General features: G+C 66.8%; 26 protein-coding genes. 21 read left to right on the plus strand and 5 right to left on the minus strand.

The annotated features are described in order from the left end of the window. Positions 1 to 81 precede the first annotated feature (81 nt). The 7 genes from rpsL to K3U93_RS04240 all read left to right on the plus strand — a co-directional run bounded on the left by rpsL (position 82) and on the right by K3U93_RS04240 (position 7,201). Positions 82 to 456, plus strand: a complete 375-nt coding sequence (gene rpsL / locus K3U93_RS04210) for a 30S ribosomal protein S12 (RefSeq protein ID WP_003879423.1) — start codon at positions 82 to 84, stop codon at positions 454 to 456. Beyond that, positions 456 to 926: a 30S ribosomal protein S7 gene (gene rpsG / locus K3U93_RS04215; RefSeq protein WP_066934795.1), complete on the plus strand. Its 471-nt coding sequence runs from the start codon at positions 456 to 458 to the stop codon at positions 924 to 926. The genes rpsL and rpsG overlap by 1 nt, the downstream gene beginning before the upstream one ends. Before the next feature lie 80 nt (positions 927 to 1,006). Then, the gene (fusA, locus tag K3U93_RS04220; protein WP_071509426.1) at positions 1,007 to 3,112 is read left to right on the plus strand and encodes an elongation factor G; all 2,106 of its coding nucleotides are present in this window, start codon (positions 1,007 to 1,009) and stop codon (positions 3,110 to 3,112) included. Between the two features lie 109 nt (positions 3,113 to 3,221). Next, entirely contained in the window at positions 3,222 to 4,412 is a 1,191-nt protein-coding gene (tuf, locus tag K3U93_RS04225) for an elongation factor Tu (protein WP_071509425.1), read from the plus strand. Positions 4,413 to 4,477: 65 nt separating this feature from the next. Then, on the plus strand, positions 4,478 to 5,305 hold the full coding sequence (locus K3U93_RS04230; protein ID WP_071509424.1) for a mycofactocin-coupled SDR family oxidoreductase: 828 nt from the start codon (positions 4,478 to 4,480) through the stop codon (positions 5,303 to 5,305). Between the two features lie 25 nt (positions 5,306 to 5,330). Then, complete coding sequence (locus tag K3U93_RS04235; protein WP_083009378.1) at positions 5,331 to 6,512, plus strand: NAD(P)/FAD-dependent oxidoreductase; 1,182 nt, start codon at positions 5,331 to 5,333, stop codon at positions 6,510 to 6,512. A gap of 11 nt (positions 6,513 to 6,523) precedes the next feature. Beyond that, positions 6,524 to 7,201, plus strand: a complete 678-nt coding sequence (locus tag K3U93_RS04240; RefSeq protein ID WP_083009381.1) for a pyridoxine/pyridoxamine 5'-phosphate oxidase — start codon at positions 6,524 to 6,526, stop codon at positions 7,199 to 7,201. Between the two features lie 62 nt (positions 7,202 to 7,263). On the opposite strand, the gene K3U93_RS04245 is transcribed toward K3U93_RS04240, so the two are convergent. Continuing rightward, positions 7,264 to 8,286, minus strand: a complete 1,023-nt coding sequence (locus tag K3U93_RS04245; protein WP_083009526.1) for a DUF2332 domain-containing protein — start codon at positions 8,284 to 8,286, stop codon at positions 7,264 to 7,266. Between the two features lie 26 nt (positions 8,287 to 8,312). Then, the gene (mftR, locus tag K3U93_RS04250; protein ID WP_176219885.1) at positions 8,313 to 8,909 is read right to left on the minus strand and encodes a mycofactocin system transcriptional regulator MftR; all 597 of its coding nucleotides are present in this window, start codon (positions 8,907 to 8,909) and stop codon (positions 8,313 to 8,315) included. A 91-nt stretch (positions 8,910 to 9,000) separates the two neighbouring features. On the opposite strand from mftR, the gene mftA reads away from it, so the two are divergent. From mftA to K3U93_RS04275, 5 genes are all read left to right on the plus strand, one after another. Beyond that, a complete protein-coding gene (mftA, locus tag K3U93_RS04255; RefSeq protein WP_083009384.1) occupies positions 9,001 to 9,090 on the plus strand; it encodes a mycofactocin precursor MftA in 90 nt (29 codons plus the stop codon). Then, on the plus strand, positions 9,075 to 9,398 hold the full coding sequence (gene mftB, locus K3U93_RS04260; protein ID WP_217808398.1) for a mycofactocin biosynthesis chaperone MftB: 324 nt from the start codon (positions 9,075 to 9,077) through the stop codon (positions 9,396 to 9,398). Before mftA ends, mftB begins: the two co-directional genes overlap by 16 nt. Continuing rightward, positions 9,395 to 10,579 (plus strand): mycofactocin radical SAM maturase, encoded by a 1,185-nt coding sequence (gene mftC / locus K3U93_RS04265; protein WP_083009390.1) that lies wholly within the window; start codon positions 9,395 to 9,397, stop codon positions 10,577 to 10,579. The genes mftB and mftC overlap by 4 nt, the downstream gene beginning before the upstream one ends. A gap of 2 nt (positions 10,580 to 10,581) precedes the next feature. Further along, positions 10,582 to 11,748: a pre-mycofactocin synthase MftD gene (mftD, locus tag K3U93_RS04270; protein ID WP_071509418.1), complete on the plus strand. Its 1,167-nt coding sequence runs from the start codon at positions 10,582 to 10,584 to the stop codon at positions 11,746 to 11,748. 386 nt (positions 11,749 to 12,134) lie between these two features. Further along, positions 12,135 to 13,790, plus strand: a complete 1,656-nt coding sequence (locus tag K3U93_RS04275; RefSeq protein ID WP_139796759.1) for a transposase — start codon at positions 12,135 to 12,137, stop codon at positions 13,788 to 13,790. On the opposite strand, the gene K3U93_RS04280 is transcribed toward K3U93_RS04275, so the two are convergent. Then, on the minus strand, positions 13,762 to 15,093 hold the full coding sequence (locus tag K3U93_RS04280) for an HNH endonuclease signature motif containing protein (protein ID WP_176219879.1): 1,332 nt from the start codon (positions 15,091 to 15,093) through the stop codon (positions 13,762 to 13,764). The genes K3U93_RS04275 and K3U93_RS04280 overlap by 29 nt on opposite strands. Before the next feature lie 240 nt (positions 15,094 to 15,333). On the opposite strand from K3U93_RS04280, the gene mftE reads away from it, so the two are divergent. The 3 genes from mftE to mftG are packed head-to-tail and all read left to right on the plus strand — an operon-like array spanning position 15,334 to position 18,928. Continuing rightward, on the plus strand, positions 15,334 to 16,065 hold the full coding sequence (gene mftE, locus K3U93_RS04285; RefSeq protein WP_071511632.1) for a mycofactocin biosynthesis peptidyl-dipeptidase MftE: 732 nt from the start codon (positions 15,334 to 15,336) through the stop codon (positions 16,063 to 16,065). Beyond that, on the plus strand, positions 16,062 to 17,474 hold the full coding sequence (gene mftF / locus K3U93_RS04290; RefSeq protein WP_071511633.1) for a mycofactocin biosynthesis glycosyltransferase MftF: 1,413 nt from the start codon (positions 16,062 to 16,064) through the stop codon (positions 17,472 to 17,474). The genes mftE and mftF overlap by 4 nt, the downstream gene beginning before the upstream one ends. An 8-nt stretch (positions 17,475 to 17,482) precedes the next feature. Next, on the plus strand, positions 17,483 to 18,928 hold the full coding sequence (gene mftG / locus K3U93_RS04295) for a mycofactocin dehydrogenase MftG (RefSeq protein ID WP_071511634.1): 1,446 nt from the start codon (positions 17,483 to 17,485) through the stop codon (positions 18,926 to 18,928). Here mftG and K3U93_RS25345 read toward each other — a convergent pair. Beyond that, positions 18,925 to 19,806 carry a PE family protein gene (locus K3U93_RS25345; protein ID WP_071511635.1) on the minus strand — a complete coding sequence of 294 codons (882 nt, stop codon included), beginning with the start codon at positions 19,804 to 19,806 and terminating at the stop codon, positions 18,925 to 18,927. The two genes, mftG and K3U93_RS25345, sit on opposite strands and share 4 nt — an antisense overlap. 277 nt (positions 19,807 to 20,083) lie before the next feature. Here K3U93_RS25345 and K3U93_RS04305 point away from each other — a divergent pair, with 277 nt between their 5' ends. Further along, positions 20,084 to 20,323, plus strand: coding sequence for an Hsp20 family protein (locus K3U93_RS04305; RefSeq protein ID WP_139796760.1), 240 nt, complete (start codon positions 20,084 to 20,086; stop codon positions 20,321 to 20,323). Here K3U93_RS04305 and K3U93_RS04310 read toward each other — a convergent pair. After that, positions 20,314 to 21,909, minus strand: coding sequence for an MFS transporter (locus K3U93_RS04310; protein ID WP_071511637.1), 1,596 nt, complete (start codon positions 21,907 to 21,909; stop codon positions 20,314 to 20,316). The genes K3U93_RS04305 and K3U93_RS04310 overlap by 10 nt on opposite strands. A gap of 145 nt (positions 21,910 to 22,054) precedes the next feature. Between K3U93_RS04310 and K3U93_RS04315 the strand changes: the two genes are divergently transcribed. From K3U93_RS04315 to K3U93_RS04335, 5 genes are all read left to right on the plus strand, one after another. Then, a complete protein-coding gene (locus tag K3U93_RS04315; protein WP_254893542.1) occupies positions 22,055 to 22,651 on the plus strand; it encodes a TetR/AcrR family transcriptional regulator in 597 nt (198 codons plus the stop codon). 371 nt (positions 22,652 to 23,022) lie between these two features. Beyond that, positions 23,023 to 23,394 (plus strand): hypothetical protein, encoded by a 372-nt coding sequence (locus K3U93_RS04320; RefSeq protein WP_139796761.1) that lies wholly within the window; start codon positions 23,023 to 23,025, stop codon positions 23,392 to 23,394. Next, positions 23,373 to 23,648: a hypothetical protein gene (locus K3U93_RS04325; RefSeq protein WP_071511640.1), complete on the plus strand. Its 276-nt coding sequence runs from the start codon at positions 23,373 to 23,375 to the stop codon at positions 23,646 to 23,648. The genes K3U93_RS04320 and K3U93_RS04325 overlap by 22 nt, the downstream gene beginning before the upstream one ends. Positions 23,649 to 23,657: 9 nt before the next feature. Further along, a complete protein-coding gene (locus K3U93_RS04330; RefSeq protein ID WP_176219880.1) occupies positions 23,658 to 23,810 on the plus strand; it encodes a hypothetical protein in 153 nt (50 codons plus the stop codon). Between the two features lie 641 nt (positions 23,811 to 24,451). Continuing rightward, the gene (locus K3U93_RS04335) at positions 24,452 to 25,624 is read left to right on the plus strand and encodes a hypothetical protein (protein ID WP_071511641.1); all 1,173 of its coding nucleotides are present in this window, start codon (positions 24,452 to 24,454) and stop codon (positions 25,622 to 25,624) included. The last annotated feature ends 672 nt before the right edge of the window (positions 25,625 to 26,296 follow it).

A 26,296-nucleotide genomic window follows, 5' to 3' on the forward strand; every position in this document is an offset into this window, starting at 1 on the left:
GGGGGAGTGCTTGAACCCCGAGAAGGGGCATAACCGCAGTACAGAGACTTGACATATAACGCCAACACAGAAAGCCGGTAGATGCCAACCATTCAGCAGCTGGTCCGCAAGGGTCGTCGGGACAAGATCGGCAAGGTCAAGACCGCGGCCCTGAAGGGCAGCCCGCAGCGCCGTGGCGTATGCACCCGCGTGTACACCACCACGCCGAAGAAGCCGAACTCGGCGCTTCGGAAGGTCGCGCGCGTGAAGCTGACGAGCCAGGTCGAGGTCACGGCCTACATTCCCGGCGAGGGCCACAACCTGCAGGAGCACTCGATGGTGCTGGTGCGTGGCGGCCGGGTCAAGGACCTGCCCGGCGTGCGGTACAAGATCATCCGCGGTTCGCTCGACACCCAGGGCGTCAAGAACCGCAAGCAGGCTCGCAGCCGTTACGGCGCCAAGAAGGAGAAGAGCTGATGCCGCGCAAGGGGCCCGCGCCCAAGCGTCCGTTGGTCAATGACCCCGTGTACGGGTCGCAGCTGGTGACCCAGCTGGTGAACAAGGTTTTGCTCAAGGGGAAGAAATCGTTGGCCGAGCGCATTGTTTATGGTGCGCTCGAACAAGCCCGCGACAAGACCGGGACCGATCCGGTGATCACCCTCAAGCGCGCCCTCGACAACGTCAAGCCGGCCCTGGAGGTCCGCAGCCGCCGCGTCGGCGGTGCGACCTATCAGGTGCCCGTCGAGGTGCGTCCGGACCGGTCCACGACGCTGGCGCTGCGCTGGCTTGTCAGCTTTTCGCGGCAACGCCGGGAAAAGACCATGATCGAGCGGCTGGCAAACGAGATCCTGGATGCCAGCAACGGCCTCGGGGCCTCCGTCAAACGGCGTGAGGACACCCACAAGATGGCCGAGGCCAACCGCGCCTTTGCACATTATCGCTGGTAGGCGCGCACCGGCGCCAATTGGCAGAGTGGCCGGGCGCAACTGACAGCGAACCAAGCAACCGAAAGAGTGGGAAGACTTCTGTGGCACAGAAGGACGTGCTGACCGACCTGAGCAAGGTCCGAAACTTCGGCATCATGGCACACATCGATGCCGGTAAAACCACGACTACCGAGCGGATCCTGTACTACACGGGCATCAACTACAAGATCGGTGAGGTCCACGACGGCGCCGCCACCATGGACTGGATGGAGCAGGAGCAGGAACGCGGGATCACCATCACCTCCGCGGCCACCACGACGTTCTGGAAGGGCAACCAGCTCAACATCATCGACACGCCGGGACACGTGGATTTCACCGTCGAGGTGGAGCGCAACCTGCGCGTGCTCGACGGGGCCGTCGCCGTGTTCGACGGCAAGGAGGGCGTCGAACCGCAGTCCGAGCAGGTCTGGCGGCAGGCCGACAAGTACGACGTCCCCCGCATCTGCTTCGTCAACAAGATGGACAAGGTCGGCGCCGACTTCTACTTCTCGGTCCGCACCATGGAGGAGCGGCTCGGGGCCAACGCCGTGCCGATCCAGCTGCCCATCGGCTCCGAGTCCGACTTCGAGGGCGTCATCGACCTGGTGGAGATGAACGCCAAGGTGTGGCGCGGCGAGACCAAGCTGGGCGAGACCTACGACACCGTGGAAATACCCAGCGATCTCGTCGAACTCGCCGAGGAGTACCGCACCAAGCTGCTGGAGATCGTCGCGGAGACCGATGAGGAACTGCTGGAGAAGTACCTCGGCGGCGAAGAGCTCACCGTCGAGGAGATCAAGGGCGCGATCCGCAAGCTGACGATCTCCTCCGAGATCTACCCGGTGCTGTGCGGCAGCGCGTTCAAGAACAAGGGCGTGCAGCCGATGCTCGACGCCGTGGTGGACTACCTGCCGTCGCCGCTGGACGTTCCGCCGGCGGTCGGGCACGTGCCCGGCAAGGAGGACGAGGAGGTGGTGCGCCACGCGACCACCGACGAGCCCTTCTCGGCGCTGGCCTTCAAGATCGCCACGCACCCGTTCTTCGGCAAGCTCACCTACATCCGGGTGTACTCCGGCAAGGTCGACTCGGGCGCTCAGGTTATCAACGCCACCAAGGGCAAGAAGGAGCGGCTGGGCAAGCTGTTCCAGATGCACTCCAACAAGGAGAACCCGGTGGAGACGGCATCGGCGGGCCACATCTACGCGGTGATCGGCCTCAAGGACACCACCACCGGCGACACCCTGAGCGACCCCAACCACCAGATCGTGCTGGAGTCGATGACGTTCCCGGACCCGGTCATCGAGGTGGCCATCGAGCCCAAGACGAAGAGCGACCAGGAGAAGCTGAGCCTGTCGATCCAGAAGCTGGCCGAGGAGGACCCGACCTTCAAGGTGCACCTGGACTCCGAGACGGGTCAGACCGTGATCGGCGGCATGGGCGAGCTGCACCTGGACATCCTGGTGGACCGCATGCGCCGCGAATTCAAGGTCGAGGCCAATGTCGGCAAGCCGCAGGTGGCGTACAAGGAGACGATCCGCCGCAAGGTGGAGCACGTCGAGTACACCCACAAGAAGCAGACCGGCGGCTCGGGTCAGTTCGCAAAGGTCATCATTGCGCTCGAGCCGTTCACCGGCGAGGACGGCGCGACCTACGAGTTCGAGAACAAGGTCACCGGTGGGCGGGTGCCCCGCGAGTACATCCCGTCGGTGGACGCGGGTGCGCAGGACGCCATGCAGTACGGCGTGCTGGCCGGCTACCCGCTGGTCAACCTCAAGGTCACGCTGGAAGACGGCGCGTTCCACGAGGTGGACTCGTCCGAAATGGCATTCAAGATCGCCGGCTCCCACGTGCTGAAAAAGGCCGCCGCCCAAGCACAGCCGGTGATCCTGGAACCGATCATGGCCGTCGAGGTCACCACGCCCGAGGACTACATGGGCGACGTGATCGGCGACCTGAACTCCCGCCGTGGCCAGATTCAGGCCATGGAGGAGCGGGCGGGTGCGCGCGTCGTGAAGGCGCACGTGCCGCTGTCGGAGATGTTCGGCTACGTCGGCGACCTGCGGTCCAAGACCCAAGGCCGGGCGAACTACTCCATGGTGTTCGACTCGTACGCCGAAGTGCCGGTGAACGTGTCGAAGGAGATCATCGCGAAGGCGACGGGTCAGTAAAGATCTGTTCGTGGAGTAACCTTGCCGGGTCACGGAATGCCTTGGGCGCGGCACAACTGAAAACATCAACACTGCTTAACAAAGCACCAACAAGTCGGAGGACACAAAAGTGGCGAAGGCGAAGTTCCAGCGGACCAAGCCCCACGTCAACATCGGGACCATCGGTCACGTTGACCACGGCAAGACCACACTGACCGCGGCTATCACCAAGGTCCTGCACGATAAGTTTCCTGACCTCAACGAGTCGAAGGCGTTCGACCAGATCGACAACGCGCCCGAGGAGCGTCAGCGCGGTATCACGATCAACATCGCGCACGTGGAGTACCAGACCGACAAGCGTCACTACGCGCACGTCGACGCCCCTGGTCACGCCGACTACATCAAGAACATGATCACCGGCGCGGCCCAGATGGACGGCGCGATCCTGGTGGTGGCGGCGACCGACGGCCCCATGCCGCAGACCCGTGAGCACGTGCTGCTGGCCCGTCAGGTCGGCGTGCCCTACATCCTGGTCGCGCTGAACAAGGCCGACGCCGTGGACGACGAGGAGCTGCTCGAGCTCGTCGAGCTGGAGGTCCGCGAGCTGCTGGCCGCCCAGGAGTTCGACGAGGACGCCCCCGTCGTGCGGGTTTCGGCGCTCAAGGCGCTCGAGGGCGACGCGAAATGGGTCGCGTCCGTCGAGGAGCTGATGAACGCGGTCGACGAGTCGATCCCGGACCCGGTCCGCGACACCGACAAGCCGTTCCTGATGCCCGTCGAGGACGTCTTCACGATCACCGGCCGCGGCACCGTGGTCACCGGTCGTGTGGAGCGCGGCGTCATCAACGTGAACGAGGAAGTCGAGATCGTCGGCATCAAGCCGACCAGCACCAAGACGACCGTCACCGGTGTGGAGATGTTCCGCAAGCTGCTCGACCAGGGGCAGGCCGGCGACAACGTCGGGCTGTTGCTGCGCGGTGTCAAGCGCGAGGACGTCGAGCGCGGCCAGGTCGTCACCAAGCCCGGCACCACCACGCCGCACACCGAGTTCGAGGGCCAGGTCTACATCCTGTCCAAGGACGAGGGCGGCCGGCACACGCCGTTCTTCAACAACTACCGTCCGCAGTTCTACTTCCGCACCACCGACGTGACCGGTGTGGTGACGCTGCCGGAGGGCACCGAGATGGTGATGCCCGGTGACAACACCAACATCTCGGTGAAGCTGATCCAGCCCGTCGCCATGGACGAGGGTCTGCGGTTCGCGATCCGCGAGGGCGGCCGCACCGTCGGCGCCGGCCGGGTCACCAAGATCATCAAGTAGGTCGAGCCGGATTCAGTCACGGAGGCGACTTAGAACACGTTTCAGTTCCGCTGTAGCCTGTCTGGGTGGCTGCACAAGGTGGATCACTGCAAGGACGGGTGGCGTTCGTGACCGGCGCCGCCCGTGCCCAGGGGCGGTCGCACGCGGTGCGGCTTGCCCGCGAAGGCGCCGACGTCATCGCGCTGGATATCTGCGCGCCGGCGTCCGACACCCTGACCTACACGCCGGCCACCCCCGAGGATCTCAACGAGACCGTCCGCCTGGTCGAGGCCGAGGGCCGCAAGATACTGGCCCGCGAAACCGACATCCGTGACGACGCCGCGCTGCGGCAACTGGTGGCCGACGGCGTCGAACAATTCGGCCGGCTCGACATCCTGGTGGCCAACGCCGGGGTGTTGGGCTGGGGCCGGGTGTGGGAGCTCACCGACGAGCAGTGGGACACGGTGATTGGGGTCAACCTGACCGGCACCTGGCGCACCCTGCGCGCCACCATTCCCGCGATGATCGAGGCCGGCAACGGCGGTTCCATCGTGGTCGTCAGCTCGTCGGCGGGCCTGAAGGCCACCCCGGGCAACGGCCACTATGCGGCCAGCAAGCAGGGACTTACCGCGCTGACCAACACGCTCGCGATCGAGCTCGGCGAATACGACATCCGCGTCAACTCCATCCACCCCTACTCGGTCGACACCCCGATGATCGAGCCGGAGGCGATGATGCAGATATTCGCCAAGCATCCCCGTTTTGTGCACAGCTTCCCGCCAATGCCGTTGCAGTACAAGGGGTTCATGACACCCGATGAGGTGTCCGACGTCGTGGTCTGGTTGGCTGGCGACGGCTCGGGCACTCTGTCGGGCACGCAGATTCCCGTGGATAAGGGTGCCCTAAAGTACTGACGGGTCGTCATGCTATGAACTCCACGTGAGCAACAACGGGATCGTGATCGTGGGTGGCGGCCTTGCCGCCGCACGGACCGCCGAACAGCTGCGTCGATCGGAATACGCCGGTCGCATCACGATCGTCAGCGACGAGGCGCACCTGCCCTACGACCGCCCGCCGCTGTCCAAGGAGGTGCTGCGCAAGGAGGTCGACGACGTGGCCCTCAAACCGCGCGGGTGGTACGACGAGAAGGACATCACCCTGCGACTGGGTTCGGCCGCCACCCGTGTCGACACCGCCGGGCGGACGGTGACCCTCGACGACGGAACCGTGCTCGGCTACGACCAGCTCGTCATCGCGACAGGGCTGGTGCCGCGGCGCATTCCGGCGTTCCCGGATCTCGAGGGCATTCGGGTGCTGCGCTCGTTCGACGAGAGTCTGGCGCTGCGCGAGCACGCGTCGGCCGCACGGCGCGCGGTCGTCATCGGCGCCGGTTTTATCGGTTGCGAGGTGGCGGCCAGCCTGCGCGGCCTGGGCGTGGACGTCGTGCTGGTCGAGCCGCAGCCGACCCCGCTGGCATCGGTGCTCGGCGAGCGGATCGGCGAGCTGGTGGCGCGGCTGCACCGCGCCGAAGGCGTCGACGTCCGCCTGGGTGTCAGCGTGGCTGAGGTGCGCGGCGAAGGGCGCGTCGACACCGTGGTGCTCACCGACGGCACGGAGCTGACGGCCGACCTGGTCGTCGTCGGCATCGGATCGCGGCCGGCCACCGCATGGCTGGACGGCAGCGGCGTCGATATCGACAGTGTCGATAGTGGCGTCGTCTGCGACGAAGCGGGGCGCACCAGCGCGCCGAACGTGTGGGCGGTGGGCGACGTCGCCTCCTGGCGTGATTCGACGGGACACCAAGCGCGCGTGGAACATTGGAGCAACGTCGCCGACCAGGCCCGCGTCATGGTGCCCGCGATGCTCGGGCAGGACGCGCCCCCGGCCGTCGTCGTCCCCTATTTCTGGAGCGACCAATACGACGTCAAGATCCAGTGCCTGGGCGAGCCGGAGGCCACCGACATCGTGCACCTGGTCGAGGACGACGGCCGCAAGTTCCTGGCCTATTACGAGCGCGACGGGGTGCTGGTCGGCGTGGTCGGCGGCGGGGTGCCCGGCAAGGTGATGAGGGTTCGCGCGAAAATCGCCGCGGCCACGCCCATTTCGGAGATCTTGGGCTGACCGGCCGCCGCATGCCCGAGAACTCGTGGTCCGATGACGACGGCGGACGTTCGTACCTGCGGGCGCTGCCGGTGTTGGCGGGCCTGAGCCCGGAGTTCGACGCCGACGCGGTTCCCGGCGATCCGGTTCGTCTGTTTGCGGCCTGGCTGCAGCAGGCGGTGAAGGCGGGCGTGCCCGAACCGCACGCCATGACCCTGTCGACGGTGGACGCGCAGGGCATGCCGCGGGCGCGGGTATTGATCCTCAAAGCCGCCGACGAGCGCGGCTGGCACTTTGCGGTCAGCTCGGTGAGCCAGAAGGGCCGTGACTTGGCCGCGAACCCGGCCGCGGCGTTGACCTTCTACTGGCCCGCGTTGGTCCGCCAGGTGCGGATCGTGGGCGCCGTCGTCGGTGACGGTGTCCAGGCGAGTGCCGACGATTTTCGGGCGCGGTCGCTGGGGTCGCGCGCGATGGCGTTGACGCTGCGCCAAAGTCAGCCGCTGTGCGACGACGCAGAACTCGACGCGGAGATCGACAAGGCCCACCGCAAGCTGGACGACGACCCCGGCCTGGTTCCAGACGAATGGGTGTCCTATGCCGTGTGGCCCAGCGAAGTGGAGTTCTGGCAAGGTTCCCCGGATCGCCGTCACCGGCGGCTGAGTTATCAGCGCGCCGGGGACGGGTGGGAGCGAACCCTGTTGTGGCCCTAGCTCGGCGCGCCCTGATCGTCGCCGTGGCGGGGCGAACTCCGACGGGGTTGTCGCAAGAATCTCTACTGCCAGTTCACCGGTGCGCCGTGCGGATGGCATTCGCCCAGGATCTCCCGCTCGCCACCCGGCCAGCGACGAGCCCGCACCAAGAACCTGATCGGCGCGCCGGGCCCGTCACGCGCGGGCTCCAAAGTGAGGTGGGCGAACGACGACCGGGCATCGGCCCGCGCGCCCAGCGCGTCAATCCCGGCACGGGCCGCCGCGCTTTCCTCGTCGGACAGGTACTGCCAGGTGATCGAATGCCACAGCACGGTCAACGCGCCGCCGGCCAGCGTCAGACCGGCGATCGCGTCGGCCGCCGTCCGGCGCTCCAGTCGCGCCGGGACCTCGCGGGCGACCGCGATGGCGCCGCGCAGCCGGTCCAGCCGGGCGCCCTGATCGGGCCAGACGTAGCTCAACACGGTCATTTCCCCGTCGGCGCCGGAGACGTCGATGGGCGCGATGTCGTACCCGTGCCGCTCGACGATCCGGACCGCGCCGTCCGGCGGCAGCCGACCGTGCCACGCGTCCTCGATGGTCACCGGCGAGTCGACCGGTCCCCACCGTCCGCCGCTGTAGCGGTAGTGGTAATGGTCCGCGCGCATGTTCAGCCCCGCGCTCGATCCAATCTCGAAAAGCCTTATCGGCAAACCGAGTTCGTGGTTGATGCGCAACAATCCGCCGATCAGCGCGGCGGATCGGCCCACCTCGTTGGTCTGCGGGGGCTGATCGAGGGATGCGCGCAGCGAGTCGCCGTGGTGGGCCGCGGCGCGCAGGATTTCCGGCCAGGCGTCCTCGGCGTCCCAGGTGCCCCCGGTGCTGGGATACCAGCGGCGCAATTCCGGTGCCCGGCCGTCGAGCACCAACCGGTGCAGGCCGCCGAGCAGCCGGAGCGGCACCGCGTGGCGCGACGGGTCGTCTTCGTGGCCGGACAAGGTGGTCGCGAAGACGCCGCCCGCTTCGACGTTGTTGGCCACCAGCTCGAACAGCTCGCCGTACATCGCGGAGCCGGAGGCGGCGCAGAACCGCCCCTGCGACCGCAGCATGTGCAGCAGGTGCCCGGTGCCCGCGTTCACGGGTCCAGCCCGTCCAGCCCGGCGCCGACGACGTCGAACGCATTGCCGAGTGCCTCGGGCAGCGTGACGGATTCGTCGCTGAGCCAGTGCTCGTAGGCGCTCAATGCGACTCCCAGCATGGTCCAGGCGACGGTCTGGGGCAGCGGGTCGGTCGTTTTGACGCTCAATCGGTGGGCCACGAAGCCCGCCATCACCTCGCGCCAGCCGGCATACATCGTCATCGAATAAGCTTGCAGCTCAGCGGTTTCCAAGATAACCCGCATTCGTTGGCGGTGCCGCACCGTCTCGCACTCGTCGAAGGTGTTGAACGCCAGCAGCGCCACGCGCAGGGCCTCACCCATCCGAACCTTCGGGTCGACGCGGTCGAGCAGCTCCTGCAGGTGCGCGAGGTGGGCGTCGAAATCACCCCAGAGGATGGCGTTCTTGGACGCGTAATAACGAAAGAGCGTGCGGCGGGCGATGCCGGCCGCCTGCGCGACGTCGTCGACGCTCACCTCGGCGAATCCCCGGGCGGTGAACAACTCGAGGGCTACGTCGGTGATGTGCTCCGGCGTCGTCGAGCGGCGCCGGCCCACCCGCGACTGCGGCATCATCGGACCCCGCCCTTCCATTTCGGCACTCGATGCCATATTCTTGCCACGGCTGTGACCCGTTGTCGAGCCCCTATGGCGAAAGGTAATCCACGTGGACCACGAAACCGAGACCGAGACCGACCTCGTCACCGAGATCCTGGTCGAAGAGGTGTCCATCGACGGCATGTGCGGGGTCTACTGACCGTGACCGCGCCCGCGCCGGCCGAGTCGGGGCTCTTCGATCCCGATCGCGGCTGGCGGTTGCACCCACAGGTGGCGGTCCGGCCCGAGCCGTTCGGCGCACTGCTGTATCACTTCGGCACCCGCAAGCTGTCCTTCCTGAAGAACCGGACCATTCTCACGGTGGTGCGGACGCTGGCCGACCATCCCGATCTGCGGTCCGCCTGTCGCGCCGCCGGCGTGGACGACTCCGGGCAGGGGCCCTATCTGCACGCGCTGGGTGTCCTAGCCGACTCCAACATGCTGGTGCCTCAGGAGGGCGAGAGATGACCGCCGCAATAGCGCGCACACCGCGGCTCATCGAGCAGTTCGAGCGCGGGCTCGACGCGCCGATCTGTCTGACGTGGGAGCTGACGTACGCGTGCAACCTGGCCTGCGTGCACTGCCTTTCGTCGTCGGGCAAACGCGACCCTCGAGAGCTGTCCACCCGCCAATGCATGGACATCATCGACGAGCTGGAACGCATGCAGGTGTTCTACGTCAACATCGGCGGCGGGGAACCCACTGTGCGCCCGGACTTTTGGGAGCTGGTCGACTACGCCACCGCCCACCACGTCGGCGTGAAGTTCTCCACCAACGGGGTCCGGATCACGCCGGAGGTCGCCGCGCGGTTGGCGGCCAGCGACTACGTCGATGTCCAGATCTCGCTGGACGGCGCCACCGCCGAGGTCAACGACGCCGTCCGTGGCGTTGGGTCATTCGCCATGGCGGTACGGGCGCTGGAGAACCTGGCCGCGGCCGGCTTCGCTGACGCCAAGATCTCCGTGGTAGTCACCCGCCACAATGTCGGCCAGCTCGACGAATTCGCCGCGTTGGCAAGCCGTTACGGCGCCACCCTGCGGATCACCCGGCTGCGCCCCTCGGGGCGCGGCGCCGACGTGTGGGACGATCTGCACCCCACCGCCGCCCAGCAGGTCCAGCTCTACGACTGGCTGGTCGCCAAGGGGGAGCGGGTGCTCACCGGTGACTCCTTCTTCCACCTGGCACCGCTCGGCTCCTCCGGCGCGCTGGCCGGCCTGAACATGTGCGGGGCCGGCCGGGTGGTGTGCCTGATCGACCCCGTGGGCGACGTGTACGCCTGCCCGTTCGCCATCCACGACCGCTTCCTGGCCGGAAACATCTTGTCCGACAGCGGTTTTGACAACGTCTGGAAGAACGCCCCGCTGTTTCGCCAGCTGCGCGAGCCGCAGTCCGCGGGCGCCTGCGGCAGCTGCGGACACTACGACAGCTGCCGGGGCGGCTGCATGGCGGCCAAGTTCTTCACCGGCCTGCCGATCGACGGCCCGGACCCCGAATGCGTGCAAGGGCACGGGGCGTCGGCGCTGGCCCGCGATCGCGAGACGCCGCGGCCCCGCGTCGACCACTCCCACGGCACGCGGGCCCGCCAGCCCGTGCCGCTCACCCTGAGCATGCGGCCGCCCGCGCGCCTGTGCAACGAAAGCCCGGTGTAGTCATGGCCGAGTGGTTCGAGACGGTCGCCATCGCGCAGCAACGCGCCAAGCGGAGGCTGCCAAAATCGGTCTATTCGTCGTTGATTTCGGCGAGCGAAAAGGGAATCACCGTCGCCGACAATGTCGAGGCATTCGGCGAACTCGGTTTTGCGCCCCACGTCATCGGCGCCCAGGAAAAGCGCGATTTGTCGACCACCATTATGGGACAGGATATTTCGCTGCCGGTGGTGATTTCGCCGACCGGCGTCCAGGCGGTCGACCCGGACGGCGAGGTGGCCGTCGCGCGGGCCGCGGCGGCGCGGGGAACGGCGATGGGGCTGTCGTCCTTCGCCAGCAAGCCGATCGAAGAGGTCATCGCCGCGAACCCCAAGCTCTTCTTCCAGGTGTACTGGCTCGGCGGGCGCGACGCGATCGCCGAGCGGGTGGAACGGGCCCGTCAGGCCGGCGCGGTCGGCTTGATCGTCACCACCGACTGGACGTTCTCCCACGGCCGGGACTGGGGCAGCCCCACGATCCCCGAGGCGATGAACCTGCGGACCATCCTGCGGCTGTCCCCGGAGGCGGTCGTGCGGCCGCGGTGGTTGTGGAAGTTCGGCAAGACGCTGCGGCCCCCGGAGCTGCGGGTGCCGAACCAGGGCCGGCGCGGCGAGCCCGGGCCGCCGTTCTTCGCCGCATACGGGGAGTGGATGGGCACGCCGCCGCCCACCTGGGAAGACATCGCCTGGCTGCGCGAGCTGTGGGGTGGGCCGTTCATGCTCAAGGGCGTGATGCGCATCGACGACGCGAAAAGGGCTGTGGACGCCGGTGTTTCGGCGATATCGGTGTCCAACCACGGCGGCAACAACCTGGATGGCACGCCGGCGTCGATTCGCGCCCTGCCCGCGGTGGCCGCGGCGGTCGGCGGTCAGGTCGAGGTGTTGCTGGACGGCGGCATCCGGCGCGGCAGCGACGTCGTCAAGGCGGTGGCGCTGGGCGCGCGCGCGGTGATGATCGGCCGCGCGTACCTGTGGGGGCTGGCCGCGGCCGGCCAAGCCGGTGTCGAAAACGTCCTCGACATTCTGCGCGGGGGCATCGACTCGGCGCTGATGGGTCTGGGACACTCGTCGGTTCACGACCTCAGCCCGGACGACATCCTGGTGCCCGCCGGGTTCACTCGGGCGATGGGATGATCGCGCTGGTTCTTGTTGCGCTCGGTCATGATTCGGTGCAGCCGGTCGGTGGGCCTTGGCCGTTTGCGTTGGGGCATCATCGCGCCGCGGTCGGCGTGGCCCACGTCGGCACCACGCCGCGGCGGCAGCGCGGTGGTGGGCAGGCTCAGGGCAGGTATGAGTAGCCTGCTCCCCGGCACGGTGCGGTAAGTGTGGCCGGATGGCGAGGTCCATATCACCGTGCCATCGGGCAGTTGCTCGTCGCGCCAACCGCCGGGGCCGGACCAAAATGTCTTGAGCAGGTGGTGTTTTCGGCAAAGGCGAGGGTGTCGCACGAATCCGTGGTGTGGATTGACGGTCTTCGTGTCGTTTGGTGTGAAAGACGCTGCTGAGTGCGATGATTCGAGGTGTCTGTGAATGTGCGCGCGGGCGATGTCGATCAGTTGATGATGATGCCGCCGTCGGTGCGGGAATGGTTGCCTGAGGATCACCTGGTGTTCTTCGTGCTTGACGTGGTCGCCGAGCTGGATCTGAGCGCGTTCTATGCGGCGTATCGGGGCGATGGCAAGGGCGGATCGGTGTATGACCCGGCGATGATGCTGTCGGTACTGCTGTATGCGTACTGCACCGGGGAGCGGTCCTCGCGCCGGATCGAGCGACGGCTGGTCGAGGATGTGGCGGTGCGGGTGGCCGCCGCTAATCAGCAGCCTGACCACGCCACGCTGGCCCGGTTCCGTCGCCGCCACCAAGATGCGATCGCAGGATTGTTCGGGCAGGTTCTCGGTCTGTGTGTTACGGCGGGCCTGGTTGATGCGGGGGTAGTCGCGATCGACGGCACGAAGATCGCCGCGAACGCCTCGTTTTTCGCCAATCGCGACCATGCCGCCCTCTGCGCCGAACTCGGCGAATCCTCAGCGCAGAACTCCGCCGGTGCGGCCCGTCGAGTCGCCGAACGCGTCCTGGCCGAAGCCGAGCAGGTCGATGCGGCCCAGGATGACGAATGCGGGCGTGACGGGGGCGGGCGGCTGCCGGCCGGGTGGGCCGGTGGCCGGGATCGGCGGGCCCGCATCCGGGCTGCCCTCGAGGAACTGGAGTCGCAAAAGGCACACGATTTTCAGACCCGGATGGCCGAGCGGGCCCGCAAGGAGGCCGAGGTGGGCCGCAAACTGACCGGGCCGAAGCCAAGCGCGGAGGCGGCGCGGCGAGCGCGGCCGCGGCGGGCGAACACCACCGATCCGCATTCGCGGATCATTCCGCACGCCTCGAAAGGGGTGCTGCAGGGCTACAACGCGCAAGCGGCCGCGACGACCGAGCACATCGTGCTGGCCGCCGAGGTCGCCGCCACCACCAACGATCAACCCCACTTCGTGCCGATGACCACCGCGGTGACCGACAACCTCGCCGGGGCGGGGTATCGCGGTGGTGCGGGCACGTTCGTGGCCGACGCGGGCTACTGGACCGCCGCGAACGGCACAGCCGACGTCGGCGCCAACGTGTTGATCGCGACACGAAAGTCCGCGTGGCGCAAGGCAGACAAGCCCGACGACGACAAATTGGCAGTCCTGGCCAGGGTGAACCGCGGTGAGTTGTCCCAACGTCAAGCGGGTGCGATTCTCGGCGTCTCGTACACGTGGGTGCGCGACATGACCAAGCGGTACTTCGGACGTGACGGTCAACGCATCACCCGCAGCGCCGAACCCGAACCTCACGAGTGGATACCGGTCATCGAACGCGTCGCCGCCGGCGAGCTCTCTCTGCGTGCCGCCAGTGATCAGCTCACCGTCTCCGTCGCGCGTGTCAAGACCATGCTCGCACACGTCCGTGGCGATATCACCGACCCCACCGTGGCCCGAAAAGCCATGGACGACAAGCTCGCTCAACCGGACAACGCCATGCTCTACCGCAAACGCAGCGTCAGCATCGAACCGGTCTTCGGCAACATCAAAGCCAACCTCGGATTCCGCAGATTCACCCTCCGCGGCCTTGCGGGAGCACACAGCGAGTGGCGCATGATCTGCACAGTGCACAACCTGCTCAAGCTCCAGCAAGCAATACCCACCTGACCCAAGGCGACCAGAGCCGACCCGCCAGCGACACGAACCATCGCCACTGCCACAGCACCACGGATTCGTGCGACACCCTCAGGCATTTCAGGTTAGAGGCATGTGTTGGGCCACCGAGGCCAAACGGGATGGTGTGGTCGATGTCGGACACGTCGGCGGGTCGATCGCAGCCCGGAAACCGGCATGTCATGTCCCGGCAGCGGACGAAGTCCGCGAGTGCCGCCGAGGGCCGATAACGGGGTTCGGGTGGACTGTCGCCGGGATGGATCAGCGGCCGCAGCTCGACGGCGCCGCGTGCGGCCAGGTCGGCCAGGACTTGCGTGGGGACGACCGGCCCGCCCAGCACCAGGGCCGGGTTAGGGGCCGGGCGTGTGGGCGGGCGGCCGGGCCGGTCGGTGGGCCGCGGGCCGGTGGCCTCGCGAATGAGCTCGGCGAACCGCTCGGGGTCGTGCACGATCTCGCGCCCGCCATCTTCGGGCCGTTCACCGTGCAGGTCGGTGGTGCTGGCGGCGTCAAGAGCGGCCGCCTCGGCTACTACATGCACCACAACCGATGCCGCCGTGGGGGTTTGACCAGCGGGGCAATCGGATCGGCCGCAGGCGCAGGCCAGCGCCGTGTGTCCGGCGGCCAGCGCTCCGAGCGCGTCGGCGCGACGTTGATCGACGGTGCGTGGATCGTCGTCACAAACGGTGTGTGCCAGCGCGGTGAGCCGGCGGTCCAGCAGCGTGGCATCGGTGGAGTACACCTCACCCGACAGCGAGGCGATGCCACCACGCTGTTCGACATCGACGTAGCGGGAGCGGACGACGGACTCGGTGCGCCGGCGGGCGGCCGGATCATGACGCTCGACCAGCGCGTCGATGGCCTGTTCGGTCTTGTGGAGCGAGAGCGGGCCCCAGGTCTGGAGGGATTCGGCCAGTTCGGCGTCGATCGCGGCCATGGCATCAGGCTCGAGCGCCAGCAGGGTGCGGGCGACGATCATGCTGACGGTACGGTAGTTGATCGCCCCGGTGGCGAACAGGGCCGCCACCTTGGGCAGCCGCTCGTGCAGGCAGATCGCGTTGTGCAGCTGCGCGCCGGCCGCCGCGGCGGTGATGCCTTGTGCCGCCGCGACTTCGGCGGCCACCGCTTCCCACGGGTCAATTCGCCACAGCTCGCGGCCCTGACCGTTCTCGACGGGGACCTGGCGGCGTTCGTAGAGCTCAGAGATCGCCGCCAGCCGACGCGCGCACGCCTGGTTCTCGGCGCGGGCCGAGTCGGCTATGGTCGCCACCACCGCGGCGTCATCAAGGTCTTCGAACACGTTTTCGATACTAACGGCTTTCGGGTGGCGGAACACGCCCCGAGGAGGAACCGGCGAGGAAGCTGTGGATGGAATGGGCTTTGTGGATAAGTCGTCACCGGTGCCGCGTCACGGCGCGAAAGCCGTCCGAAAAGTTTGGTACGCGCGTGGCAACCGTGACGGACGAGCCGCATTTCGACCGATCGATGAACAAGCCAGAAAAAAATTTACTTTGAAGGGTCAACAATTGGTGCACGCCAGGTGAATTCGTCCTACCATCAGCCAGTGCCCGTACTCGGCGAATTAGGAACGGCGACATCGAGCCAGCTATCAAGCATCTCGCCGTCGATAATGATCCCGCTGGGGTCGACCGAACAGCACGGGCCGCACCTGCCGTTGGACACCGACACCCGGATCGCGATCGCGGTCGCCCGCGGGGCGAGGGCCCGCCTCGAGCAAGACTGGTTGGTGGCGCCGGCCATCGCCTACGGCGCCAGCGGCGAGCACCAAGACTTCGCCGGGACGATCTCCATTGGCACCGATGCCCTGACGCTGCTCCTGGTGGAGTACGGCAGGTCGGCGGCCTGCTGGGCCCGGCGCCTGGTCTTCGTCAACGGCCACGGCGGCAACGTCGGCGCCTTGAGCGGCGCGGTGCACAGACTGCGTGCCGAGGGCCGCGATGCCGGATGGTGCCCCTGTGTCGCCGCCGGCGGCGACGCCCACGCGGGCCATACCGAAACCTCCGTGTTGCTACATATCTCGCCGACCGATGTGCGCACCGATCGGTGGCTCACCGGTAACCGGGCACCATTGCCCGAATTGCTCCCGTCGATGCGCCGCGGCGGAGTCGCGGCGGTCAGCCCGGTGGGGGTGTTGGGGGACCCCACCACCGCTACCGCCGCGGAGGGCAAGCGTATCTTCTCGGAGATGGTCGACGAGTGCGTCCGTCGAGTCGCCCGGTGGTCGCCCGGGCCCGACGGGATGCTGACATGAGCCAGCCCCGGCTGCCGGACGGGTTCGCCGTCCAGGTCGACCGCCGCGTGCGGGTACTCGGCGACGGTTCGGCCCTGCTGGGCGGCTCGCCGACGCGCCTGCTGAAGCTGGCTCCCGCCGCCCAGGGCATGCTGTCCGACGGCCGGCTGAAGGTTCGCGACGACGTCAGTGCGCAGCTGGCCCGCACCCTGCTGGACGCCACGGTGGCCCACCCCCGGCCCGCGGGTGGCCCGTCGCACCGCGACGTGACCGTGGTAATTCCGGTGCGGGACAACGTTTCCGGTGCGCGACACCTGGTGAGCTCGCTGCGCGGCTTGCGCGTCGTCGTGGTGGACGACGGTTCGTTCCCCCCCGTCAAGCCGGAAGACTTCGTCGGCGCGCACTGCGATGTCGAAGTGCTACGCCACTCCTACAGCAAGGGCCCGGCGGCGGCACGCAACACCGGGCTGGCCACCTGCACGACCGACTTCGTCGCGTTCTTGGACTCCGACGTCACGCCGCGCCGGGGCTGGCTGGAAGCCTTGCTCGGTCACTTCTGCGATCCCACCGTCGCCCTGGTGGCCCCGCGCATCGTCGGTTTGTCGCACAGCGAGAACGTGGTGGCGCGCTATGAGGCGGTGCACTCGTCACTGGACCTCGGGGAGCGGGAGGCGCCGGTGTTGCCGCACAGCACGGTGTCCTACGTTCCCAGCGCGGCGATCATCTGTCGCTGCTCGGCCATCCGCGGCGTCGGCGGGTTCGACGAGACGATGCAGTCCGGGGAGGACGTCGACCTGTGCTGGCGGCTCATCGAGGCGGGCGCCCGGCTGCGCTACGAGCCAATCGCGCTCGTCGCCCACGATCACCGCACCGAGTTGCGGGACTGGCTGGCGCGCAAGGCATTTTATGGTGGGTCGGCGGCTCCGCTGTCCGTGCGCCATCCGGACAAGACGGCGCCGGTGGTGGTCTCCGGGTGGGCGCTGATGGCCTGGATTCTCATGGCGCTGGGAACGAGCCTGAGTCAGATCGCGTCGATCGTCGTGGCCCTGCTGACGGGTCGGCGGGTCGCGAAGGCCATGCGCAGCGCCGAGACCTCGCTCGCCGATGTTGTCGTGATCGCGACCCGCGGTTTGGGGGCGGCGGCGCTGCAGCTGGCGTCGGCCCTGTGCCGGCACTATTGGCCGCTGGCATTGCTCGCGGCCAGCCTGTCGCGTCGCTGTAGGCGGGTGGTGCTGGTCGCGGCCGTCATGGACGGCGTGGTGGACTGGCTTCGCCGCCGGGATGCCATCGGCGACGATGCCGAACCGATCGGGCTGCTGACCTACCTGGTGCTCAAGCGCGTCGACGACCTCGCCTACGGCCTGGGGCTGTGGCGGGGCGTAGTGCGCGAACGCAACCTGCGCGCGCTCAAACCGCAAATTCGCAGCTAGCCGCCGCCTTGACCACGGCCGTCCCGCACAGCGATGTGCTGATCGTCGGCGCCGGCAGTGCCGGATCGGTTGTCGCCGAACGTCTTTCCGCCGATCCCGGCCGCACCGTGACCGTCCTCGAGGCCGGTCCCGCGCTCGCCGACCCGGGATTGCTGGCTTTGACCGCCAATGGGCTGCAACTGCCGATAGGCGCCGGCAGCCCGCTGGTCCAGCGTTATCGGACGCGGCTCACCGATCACCCCGTTCGCGAGTCGCCGATTGTGCGCGGGACGACCGTCGGCGGTTCGGGTGCGGTCAACGGCGGTTACTTCTGCCGCGCATTGCCGCGCGATTTCGATCGCGCCGCGCTGCCCGGCTGGGCCTGGTCCGACGTCCTGGACAGTTTCCGTGCCATCGAAACCGACCTGGATTTCGACGGCCCCGCCCATGGCGATAGCGGCCCCATCCCGGTTCGTCGAACGCGCGACATGACCGGCGCCACCGAACGGTTCGTCGCCGCCGCCGAGCGCGCCGGGTTCGAATGGATTGCCGACCTCAACGATTGTGGGCCCGAGCCGATTTCGGGAATAGGCGCCGTCCCGCTCAACATCGTCGACGGGGTACGCACCGGATCCGGTGCGGGCTATCTGATTCCGTCCCTGGAGCGACCGAACCTGACGTTGCTGGCGCGGACGCGGGCGGTGCGATTGCGTTTTGCCGGTGCCGCCGCGGTGGGAGTCGACGCGATCGGGCCGGACGGCCCGATGACCCTTGCCGCTGGCCGAATCGTGTTGTGTGCCGGGGCGATTGCGTCGGCGCATCTGCTGATGCTGTCCGGCGTCGGAGACGAGGCGATGTTGCGGGCCGTCGACGTGCCGGTGGCGGTGCCGCTACCCGTCGGAACCTCTTGCAGCGACCACCCCGAATGGGTGTTCCCGACCGATTGGTCGGTGGCACCTGGCCGGCCTGTGCTGGAGGTCGTGCTCACTACCGCTGACGACCTCGAGATAAGGCCGTATACAGGCGGATTCGTTGCGATGACCGGTGACGGCACCGCGGGCCATCCCGACTGGCCGCACATCGGCGTGGCGCTCATGCGGCCCCGGGCACGCGGGCGCATCACGCTGGTCTCGCCGGACCCGGGCGTGCCGCCGCGGATCGAGCACCGCTACGACAGCGAGCCCGACGACGTCGCGGCGCTGCGTCAGGGCAGTGAACTGGCCCGCGAATTGGCCGGGGCGGCAACATCTGTCGGGCCGCCGGTGTGGTCGACGTCGCAACACCTTTGTGGTAGCGCCCCGATGGGCGCCGACGGTGACCCCCGCGCCGTCGTCGATCATCGTTGTCGGGTCCGCGGCATCGAAAACCTGTGGGTGATCGACGGCTCCGTCCTGCCCGCGATCACCAGCCGTGGACCGCACGCGACCATCGTGATGCTCGGGCACCGCGCGTCCGAATTCGTTGCAGCGAATTAGGCTGTGTAGGGCGGTATTTCGACCTGCCCCACGGTCGCCACCGGCTGCTCCCTGGGAGCTCCCGCCGACGCTGCCGTGGCCGGCGAGTAGGGCGGTGTCGCCGGAGAATAGTTTGCCGTTGCCGCCGGCACCGCCGATACCGGCGTGGCGGCGGGCAGCGGCGTTGCGGTTGCCGTTTCCGCGGAGAATTCCGGCGTTTCGGCCTGCACTGCCGCCGCCGGCGCGCTGGCCGCTGCCGGCGTCTCCGGCGCCACCGTTGCCGGAGAATAAGCCGGCGTCGCCGCCTGCATCGCCGCTACCGGCGCGCTGGCCGGCGCCAGCGCCGCGGACCCCACCGGCGCCGCCGCCACCGGTGTGCTGGCCGGTGCTAGCGCCGCGGGGGCCGCCGGTGCGGGCGAAATCGCCGTCGCCAGGGGTGTGGCCGCCGCGGCCGGCGCCGAACCACCCGCCAGCCCCGCCGTCGCCGCCGGCACCGCGGCTGCCGCCGAACTCGCCGACGCCGCGCTGCCAACCACCGGTTGCGCGTTCGCCAGCGCCTGGCTGGGCGCAGTGGACCCGCTCAGTACGCTCTGGCCGGCGGTTTGCAGGGGCGTGGCGTTGGCCGCCTCGGTGAGGGCATATTGCCCCGCGCCGGCCGTCATCAGCTGGACGAACTGGGTATGAAACGCCTGTGCCGCGGCGCTGAGTGCCTGGTAGGCCTGAGCGTGCGCGTCGAACAATGCGGCAATGCCCGCCGATACCTCGTCAGCACCCGCGGGCACCACGCTTGACACCGGGCCCGACGCCGCGGAGTTGGCGGAGTTGATCGTGGATCCGATGTTCGCCAAATCCGTAGCGGCGGCTGCCACGTACTCCGGCGCTGCGATCAGGTATGACATTCCGCTCCCCCGGCTAGCCTTAACATCGCCCGCCTCCCCATGACGAACTCCGCTCAAGCGGATGGTATCGCCCACCCCGGGTGCACCGAAGCGTTTTCGCCCGACTGCGCCGATGAATTTCCACCGTGTCGCACAGCGCACGCACATCTGCCGCAGCACTTGCGTTCCGATGCCGTCCGCGGGTGCTGCCAGCCATTATCGACCGCCAAACCGAGGCCACGTCGACCCGCGGTTCAGGAAATATACGCCGGCCGCCATAGGTTATCTGTGACGAAAAATGAAGAACCGGTTCAGAATTCACGTAGAACGCACCGCCATGTACTGGGTGATGGCCGAACGCTCGCACGGTGTGTTCACCCGTCAGCTGTACCTGGGCAAGAATCTGGACCTTGACCGCATCTATGCAGACTACACCGACGAGGTGTCTCCCGCTGAACGCCCTAAACGACTGGACAGAGTCAACCAAAGCGCTGATGTCGCAGGCGATTTCGCCCGAGTCGGTCCGGGTCAAGCGTAACCGCTCGGTCTCCGGCCCGAGACAATCCGGCGTACCGGGCGTAGCTGTTTGCCGTCACGCCCGGGAGCCCACAGCCCGATCAGGATCGCGGCGACCGCGACAATCACCGCCATCACCGTCGTCGAAGCGTGCATGGCCGTCAGGAACGCCGCTTTGCTGACCTCGGCCAGCTGGGTGCCCTGCGGACCGAGCTTGCCGGCCACCTCCACCGCCTTGGCCAGCGAGTCGGTTGCCTGGCCGCGCACCGGTGCGGGAAAGGCCGCCAATCTCGGCGCCAGCTCGTGGGAATAGCGTCCGGCCAGTATCGAGCCGGCCACGGCGATTCCCAACGCCCCGCCCATCTCTCGCGAGGTGTCGTTCACCGCGGACGCGACGCCCTGCTTTTCGTCAGGAACCGCGCCCATGATCGCCGACGTCGTTGGCGCGGTGCAGAATCCGATGCCCGTGCTGAGTATCAGGGTGGGCCACGCCAGATCGAGAAAGGTCGAATGCAGGTCGAGTAGGCCCATGCAGACAAAGCCGACCGCCATCAGCGCCGTGCCCAGGAATAGCACCAGCCGCAGGCCCAGCTTTGGTACGTACCAAAATGACAGCGCCGAGAAAATCCCCAGCGGCACCATGAACGGGCCGAACGCTATCGCCGTCATCAGCGGGGAGTAGCCCATGATCTGCTGCACGTACTGCATGCCCAGGTAGAAGAAGCCGAAGGTCGCGCCGAACAGAACGACGATCGTCGTCACCCCGGTGGCAAAACCGGGGTCGCCGAACAGTCGCACGTCCAGAAGTGGGTAGCTCCGCCGGAATTCGACGACGCCGAACACCGCGGCGAGGATCGCTCCCGCGGCGAGTCCGCCCCAGACCGCGGGATCGCTCCATCCGCGGTCGGGCGCTTCCAGGATCGCCGCCACCGCGATCGCGACGGCCGCGCCGATCAGCACCGCACCCAGCGCATCGATTCGGGGTGCGTCGTTGGCGCGCGACGATGTGACGGTGCAGGCCATGGCGAAGATCGCCAGCCCGGCGACGCCCAGTGACCAGAAGATCGCGTGCCAGTCCCAAAAGCGAAGCAGCAGGCCGGAACCGAGCATGCCCAGGACCCCGCCGGAGCCGGCCGTACCGGCCCAGATGCCGACGGCCTTGAGGCGGTCTTCTTTCGCGTGGGCCACGGTCAGCAGCGACAGCGTCGCGGGCATCACAAACGCTGCGCCGACACCGGCCACCGCCCGGCCCACGATGATCTGTAATGGGCTGTGCAATATCGCCGGTGCGGCCGAGCCGAGCGCGAAGACCACCAAACCGATGAGCAGCGCACCCCGCCTGCCATAGCGGTCGCCGATCGCCCCGGCGGGTAATAGCAAGCACGCCAGCGCCACCGTGTATCCGTCGACGATCCAGGTCAGTTGCGACTGTGTCGCCGACGTGGCGACCGCGAGGTCGCCCAGCGCGGTGTTCAATGCCGTCATCGAGGCGACGACCAGCGCGACGCCCATGCAGGCGACGGCCAGGGTCCAGTTTCGGGCTCGGGGGCTACCGTCGACGCTCGTCGCGTCACTACGCTGATCTGGCCGGACCAGGGTTTCGACCATATGACGCGCCTCCTTTTCGGCGGCGTACAGAGTTTTGAGACTAATAGTCTTGTAGGTAGACCGATAGTCTCGCTTCAAAACAGAGAGGTGGCTCACAATTACCGGCGCGAGTACCGATCCCCGTCCAGCGCGGTCGCGGGCCCGTTTGCTCGAAGCCGCCGCCGCGCTGCTGCGTTCTGGGGGTCCCAGCGCGGTGACCGTCGATGCGGTCACTCGAAGCGCCAATGTAGCCAGGGCCACCCTGTATCGCCACTTCCCGAGCGGAAACGATTTGCTGGCAGCGGCATTCAACAGCCTTATACCGCCGTCGCCGATGCCGCCGGCGCAGGGTTCACTGCGGGATCGGCTTACCGCCTTGGTGCTGGCCCAGGCCGAAGTCGTGGCCCAAGCCCCTGCCGTCATGACGGCCATGTCCTGGCTGGCTCTGGGGCGCGACCTGGAAGGGTTGCCAGAGCCTCGTCACACCAGCGCCTCGATCACCACGTTGCGTGAGCGCATCGCCCAGCAGTACGCGGCGCCGTTCGACGCGTTGTTCGATAGCCCGGAGGCCGCCGAGTTGGGTGAGGTCGACCGATCCCGCGCCATCGCGCTGCTGATCGGCCCGCTGGTGCTCGGGCGCCTGTCCACGTTGCCGGATTTCGACTACCAGGAATGTGCGCGCGCGGCCGTCGACGGGTTTTTGCATGTTCAGCGCGCGCAGCAGAGGGCTAGCGCGGCGAGTATCGAATCGGCAGGTGCTTGAGGCCCGCGGGTGGCGGGCAACTCCGAATCACCGGTCGGCTCAATGGGTTTAAGCCCGGGTGGTAACGGCGCTCAGGTGGTGGCACCCGGAGTTCGGAGGGAGGGTTTGCAGGTTGCCCTGCAAGGGTATGGCAAATATGTGCTAAGCGCTGCACTCGGGTAGTTTTGGCTTGAACTAAAATTCGGTGGGGAGGTTAACTCCAGGCTGAAAAAATTCCTTCAAACTAAGGTTACTTGACACAGCTAAGTTTGCTAAATGCCAGGTCCCAGCGACTAAATTCTACTGCTCGGTCCAAAGCCGCCCGAAATCGAAGTTCGTCTCAGCTACGTTCTGACCATCGCATCCGAATACCAGATTTTAAGAAGATGGTCGTGGACCTCGCAGCCCGCTCCCACATCACCGCCGCAGCCGCCCTGGCCAGCGCCGCTGTCCTCGCCGCCGGCCCCATGGCCCAACACCTACCCGACCTCCACCTGACCCAACAGCTCTCCCGGGTGAGCGTCGCCAATATCAACCTCACCGACACCGCCAGCGCGCTGGACCTATTTTCCGGCGTGGAGAGTCAGCTCGCATCGCTCGCCAACGGAGCCAGTGCGGCCGCGGTGTCCGCCAGCCTCGCCGACAATCTGGTCGTCCAGACGTGGTCTAACACTTTCGCGAACGCGGCCGATCTGCTCGACGTGGTGCGCGCCGAGCCGCGCGAACTTGATACGGGGGTGCCGTGCCCGCACAGGCGTGGGTGACGTTGATCGTGGGCGGCTTGGCCGCGATCGGTGTCATTGTCACGTGGCAGCAGAAGAATCGCGCGGATCGGCGCAGCGAGTGGTGGCGGCGCACCACGTGGGCTTTCGAGCGCACGTTCAGCGCCGATGATGCACAAGCCGAGTTGGGCTGGAAACTGCTGGACACACTGGTCGGATCTACACTGGCGACCAAGGATGATTCCGACATCGTGCAGATGATCGCCGAGCACGCGGTCTTGGGCGCGGCTGGATAGGAGGCGAGCGTGGCGACGACGCAGAATACGCCGGTGGCCGGCAAGGCGCCGGTGCGTAGCCTCGCCGTGCGCAAGGCCGCCGCCAAGGCCGCCGTGAGCGCCAGCAAGAAAACCGGCCGTCCGGTCGATCCGCGGGTGAAGAAGCTCGCTGAATCGCCGTGAGCGGTGACTGCCGGCATTCGAATTCCCCTTGAGGACGGGATCCTCCGGTGCTGCGTCTCCACATGTCATTGCAGCAGTCGACGGCGTGCCGGGGTCCAGATAGCCCAGCTTCCTTCCGCTTTGGCGGGTGTGACGATCATCGCTGGAAGTCATTAGATGTGTCGCGGCGGCCCGGCTGTCGATAGTGCCTGGTGGGCATCGATCGTCTCACGCTTCGGGCAGCTATCTACGAGCGCTCGGCATCGATAGGGGTTCGGCGAACGTAGCGGGCGCGGGGGAACGGATTGTGTCGACCAAAGCTCGCAGCTCCGAACAGGTCGGAGTAGCCAGTTACGAAATAGTCGGCGTCTCATGCGCCGCTTCGGCGTAGCCGTCGGACGGAGAGCTCCCGAATCCCAGCAGAGTAGGGCAAACAAAGCTTGCCGGTTGTCCGCCGGTAGTTTCGCCTTGAACTAAAATTCGGGGGGGGGGTTAACTCCAGGCTAAAAAAAATTTTTTAAGCTGAGGTTACTTCACTCAGCTAAGTTTGCGGAATGCCAGCTCCCAGCGACCAAATTCCACCGTCCAGCCCAAAGCCGCACGAAATCGAGGTTTGTCTCAGCTACGTTCTGCTGACCCGCATTCGACAACCGACAAAGGAGATGGTCGTGGACCTCGCAGCCCGCCCCTACATCAGCGCAAGTGTCGCCTTGGTCGGCGCCGCTGTCATCGCCGCGGGACCGATGACCCAGCACTTACCCGGCTTTCATGTCGCCCAACATTTACTCCCGGGGAGCGAGCTCGCCATCGACCTCGCCGCCGCCGAGGACAGCATTATGGACCTATTCTCCGGTGTGCCGAGCGGCGTCATGGGCGGGGCCGGGACAATCGATCTGCCGACCGACCTGCTGGGCGAGGCGCTTAACCCCGCCGGCGCGACAGGCGCCGCCAGCGACATCGTCAACCCGATCCAGACATGGATCGATACCTTCTCGCAGGCGGGCACCAATCTCTCGACGATCGCCAACGCCTGGCTCGCCGACCCTTTCCCGATCTTGCAGCAGGTCGGCGCCAATTTGCAGTCTTACGGCGAGATCTACACCTCGTCATTCCACACTGCCGCGAATATATTGTTTCAATACGTTTTTGGGGCTCAGGCGTACGGATTTCAGTATGACCTCGCGCAGGCGCTCCACGACATCTCGATTGGTGAGATCAGTCAAGGGATGCAGGGCTTTGTTAGTACGATGAACGCACTAATCGAGGTCCCCGGGCCATCACTTTTCCCCATCCTGGCTATCCCGGGCGACATGACCCAAAACCTCACAAATTCCCTGAACTCGGTGCTGGGGAATGAGCTAGTCCTCAACAACGTCCTTGCCAACATCCTCAATGTCGTAAACAACCCACTGTACGCGTTGGGCGACAGCCTCCAAGCGGTCTACGACGGGACGACGAGCGGCGACCCACTGGCGGCGCTAAGCAACCTCGTCAACATTCCCGGCGCCATGACGAATGCCCTCGTCAACGGCTATGAGGGCGCCTTCACTAGCCCGGGGCTTCTGAGCACCGACCTTTTCCCATATGGCAATTTTGGTGCACTTTGGACCGCTTTAATTTATCTTCCCCAGGTCATCGCTACTGGGCTAGGGGCTGATGCCGGAGCGAATGGTGCGGCCGCCGCAACGAATAGTCTGGCCGAACTTGGCTTCGGTAATCTTGGCAGCCTGGGCGATCTCGGCGGCACGTTCGCTTCATCGATGCTGACTGACGTTGCTGGAATACTGTCCGCCGATCTGGGAACAATGGCGCTCAACATCCTTTCGATGTTCTAAACCTCATTCCACGTCTGCCAACACGGCAAAACAACAATCGCAAACAAAAAGTGGATTCCTCTCAGGTGAGTTTTTGTTCATCGTCAGAGTTGTCATGACCAGGAAGGCACATAGATGAAACGCAAGCAGCGCAGCACGAGGCAGGATCACCAGTCGCGCGATACGACGGCGCGCCGTCTCGGCCTGGGCACGGCCGCCGGCGCTGTTCTGACTGTCGCGATGACCCCGATCGCCGCCGCGCCTCCCGCCCACGCCGGTGTGCTCGACATGATCATCGACCCCATCGTCGGCCCCGTGATGGGGGCCGTCAGCCAGGGCGCCCTGGAGGGCGTCAGTGCGGCCACCGCGGCCGCCCTTGAGGGCATTAATGCGGGCTCGATTGCTATCGATGGTCTTACTGCGGGGGCCGCCGCTTTCGAAGGCATCCATACGGCCGCTCTTGAGGGCATCAATAGCGGGATTGGTTCCAGCGCTGCGGCGTTCGACGGCATTAATGTGAGCACCGCCGCCCTGGACGTCAGCGGCATGGGCGCGTCTGCGGCCGCGGTTCTGAATGACCCTGCCGCTGCGTCGAACCAATTCATCTACGGCGCGTACGAAGCGTTCTATAACACGATTCACCTGGCCGGCGAGTCATGGATTGGCAGTCCGATCGGTCAGCAAGTCGATGGG

It is taken from the genome of Mycobacterium malmoense, from assembly GCF_019645855.1.
GTDB lineage: Bacteria > Actinomycetota > Actinomycetes > Mycobacteriales > Mycobacteriaceae > Mycobacterium > Mycobacterium malmoense.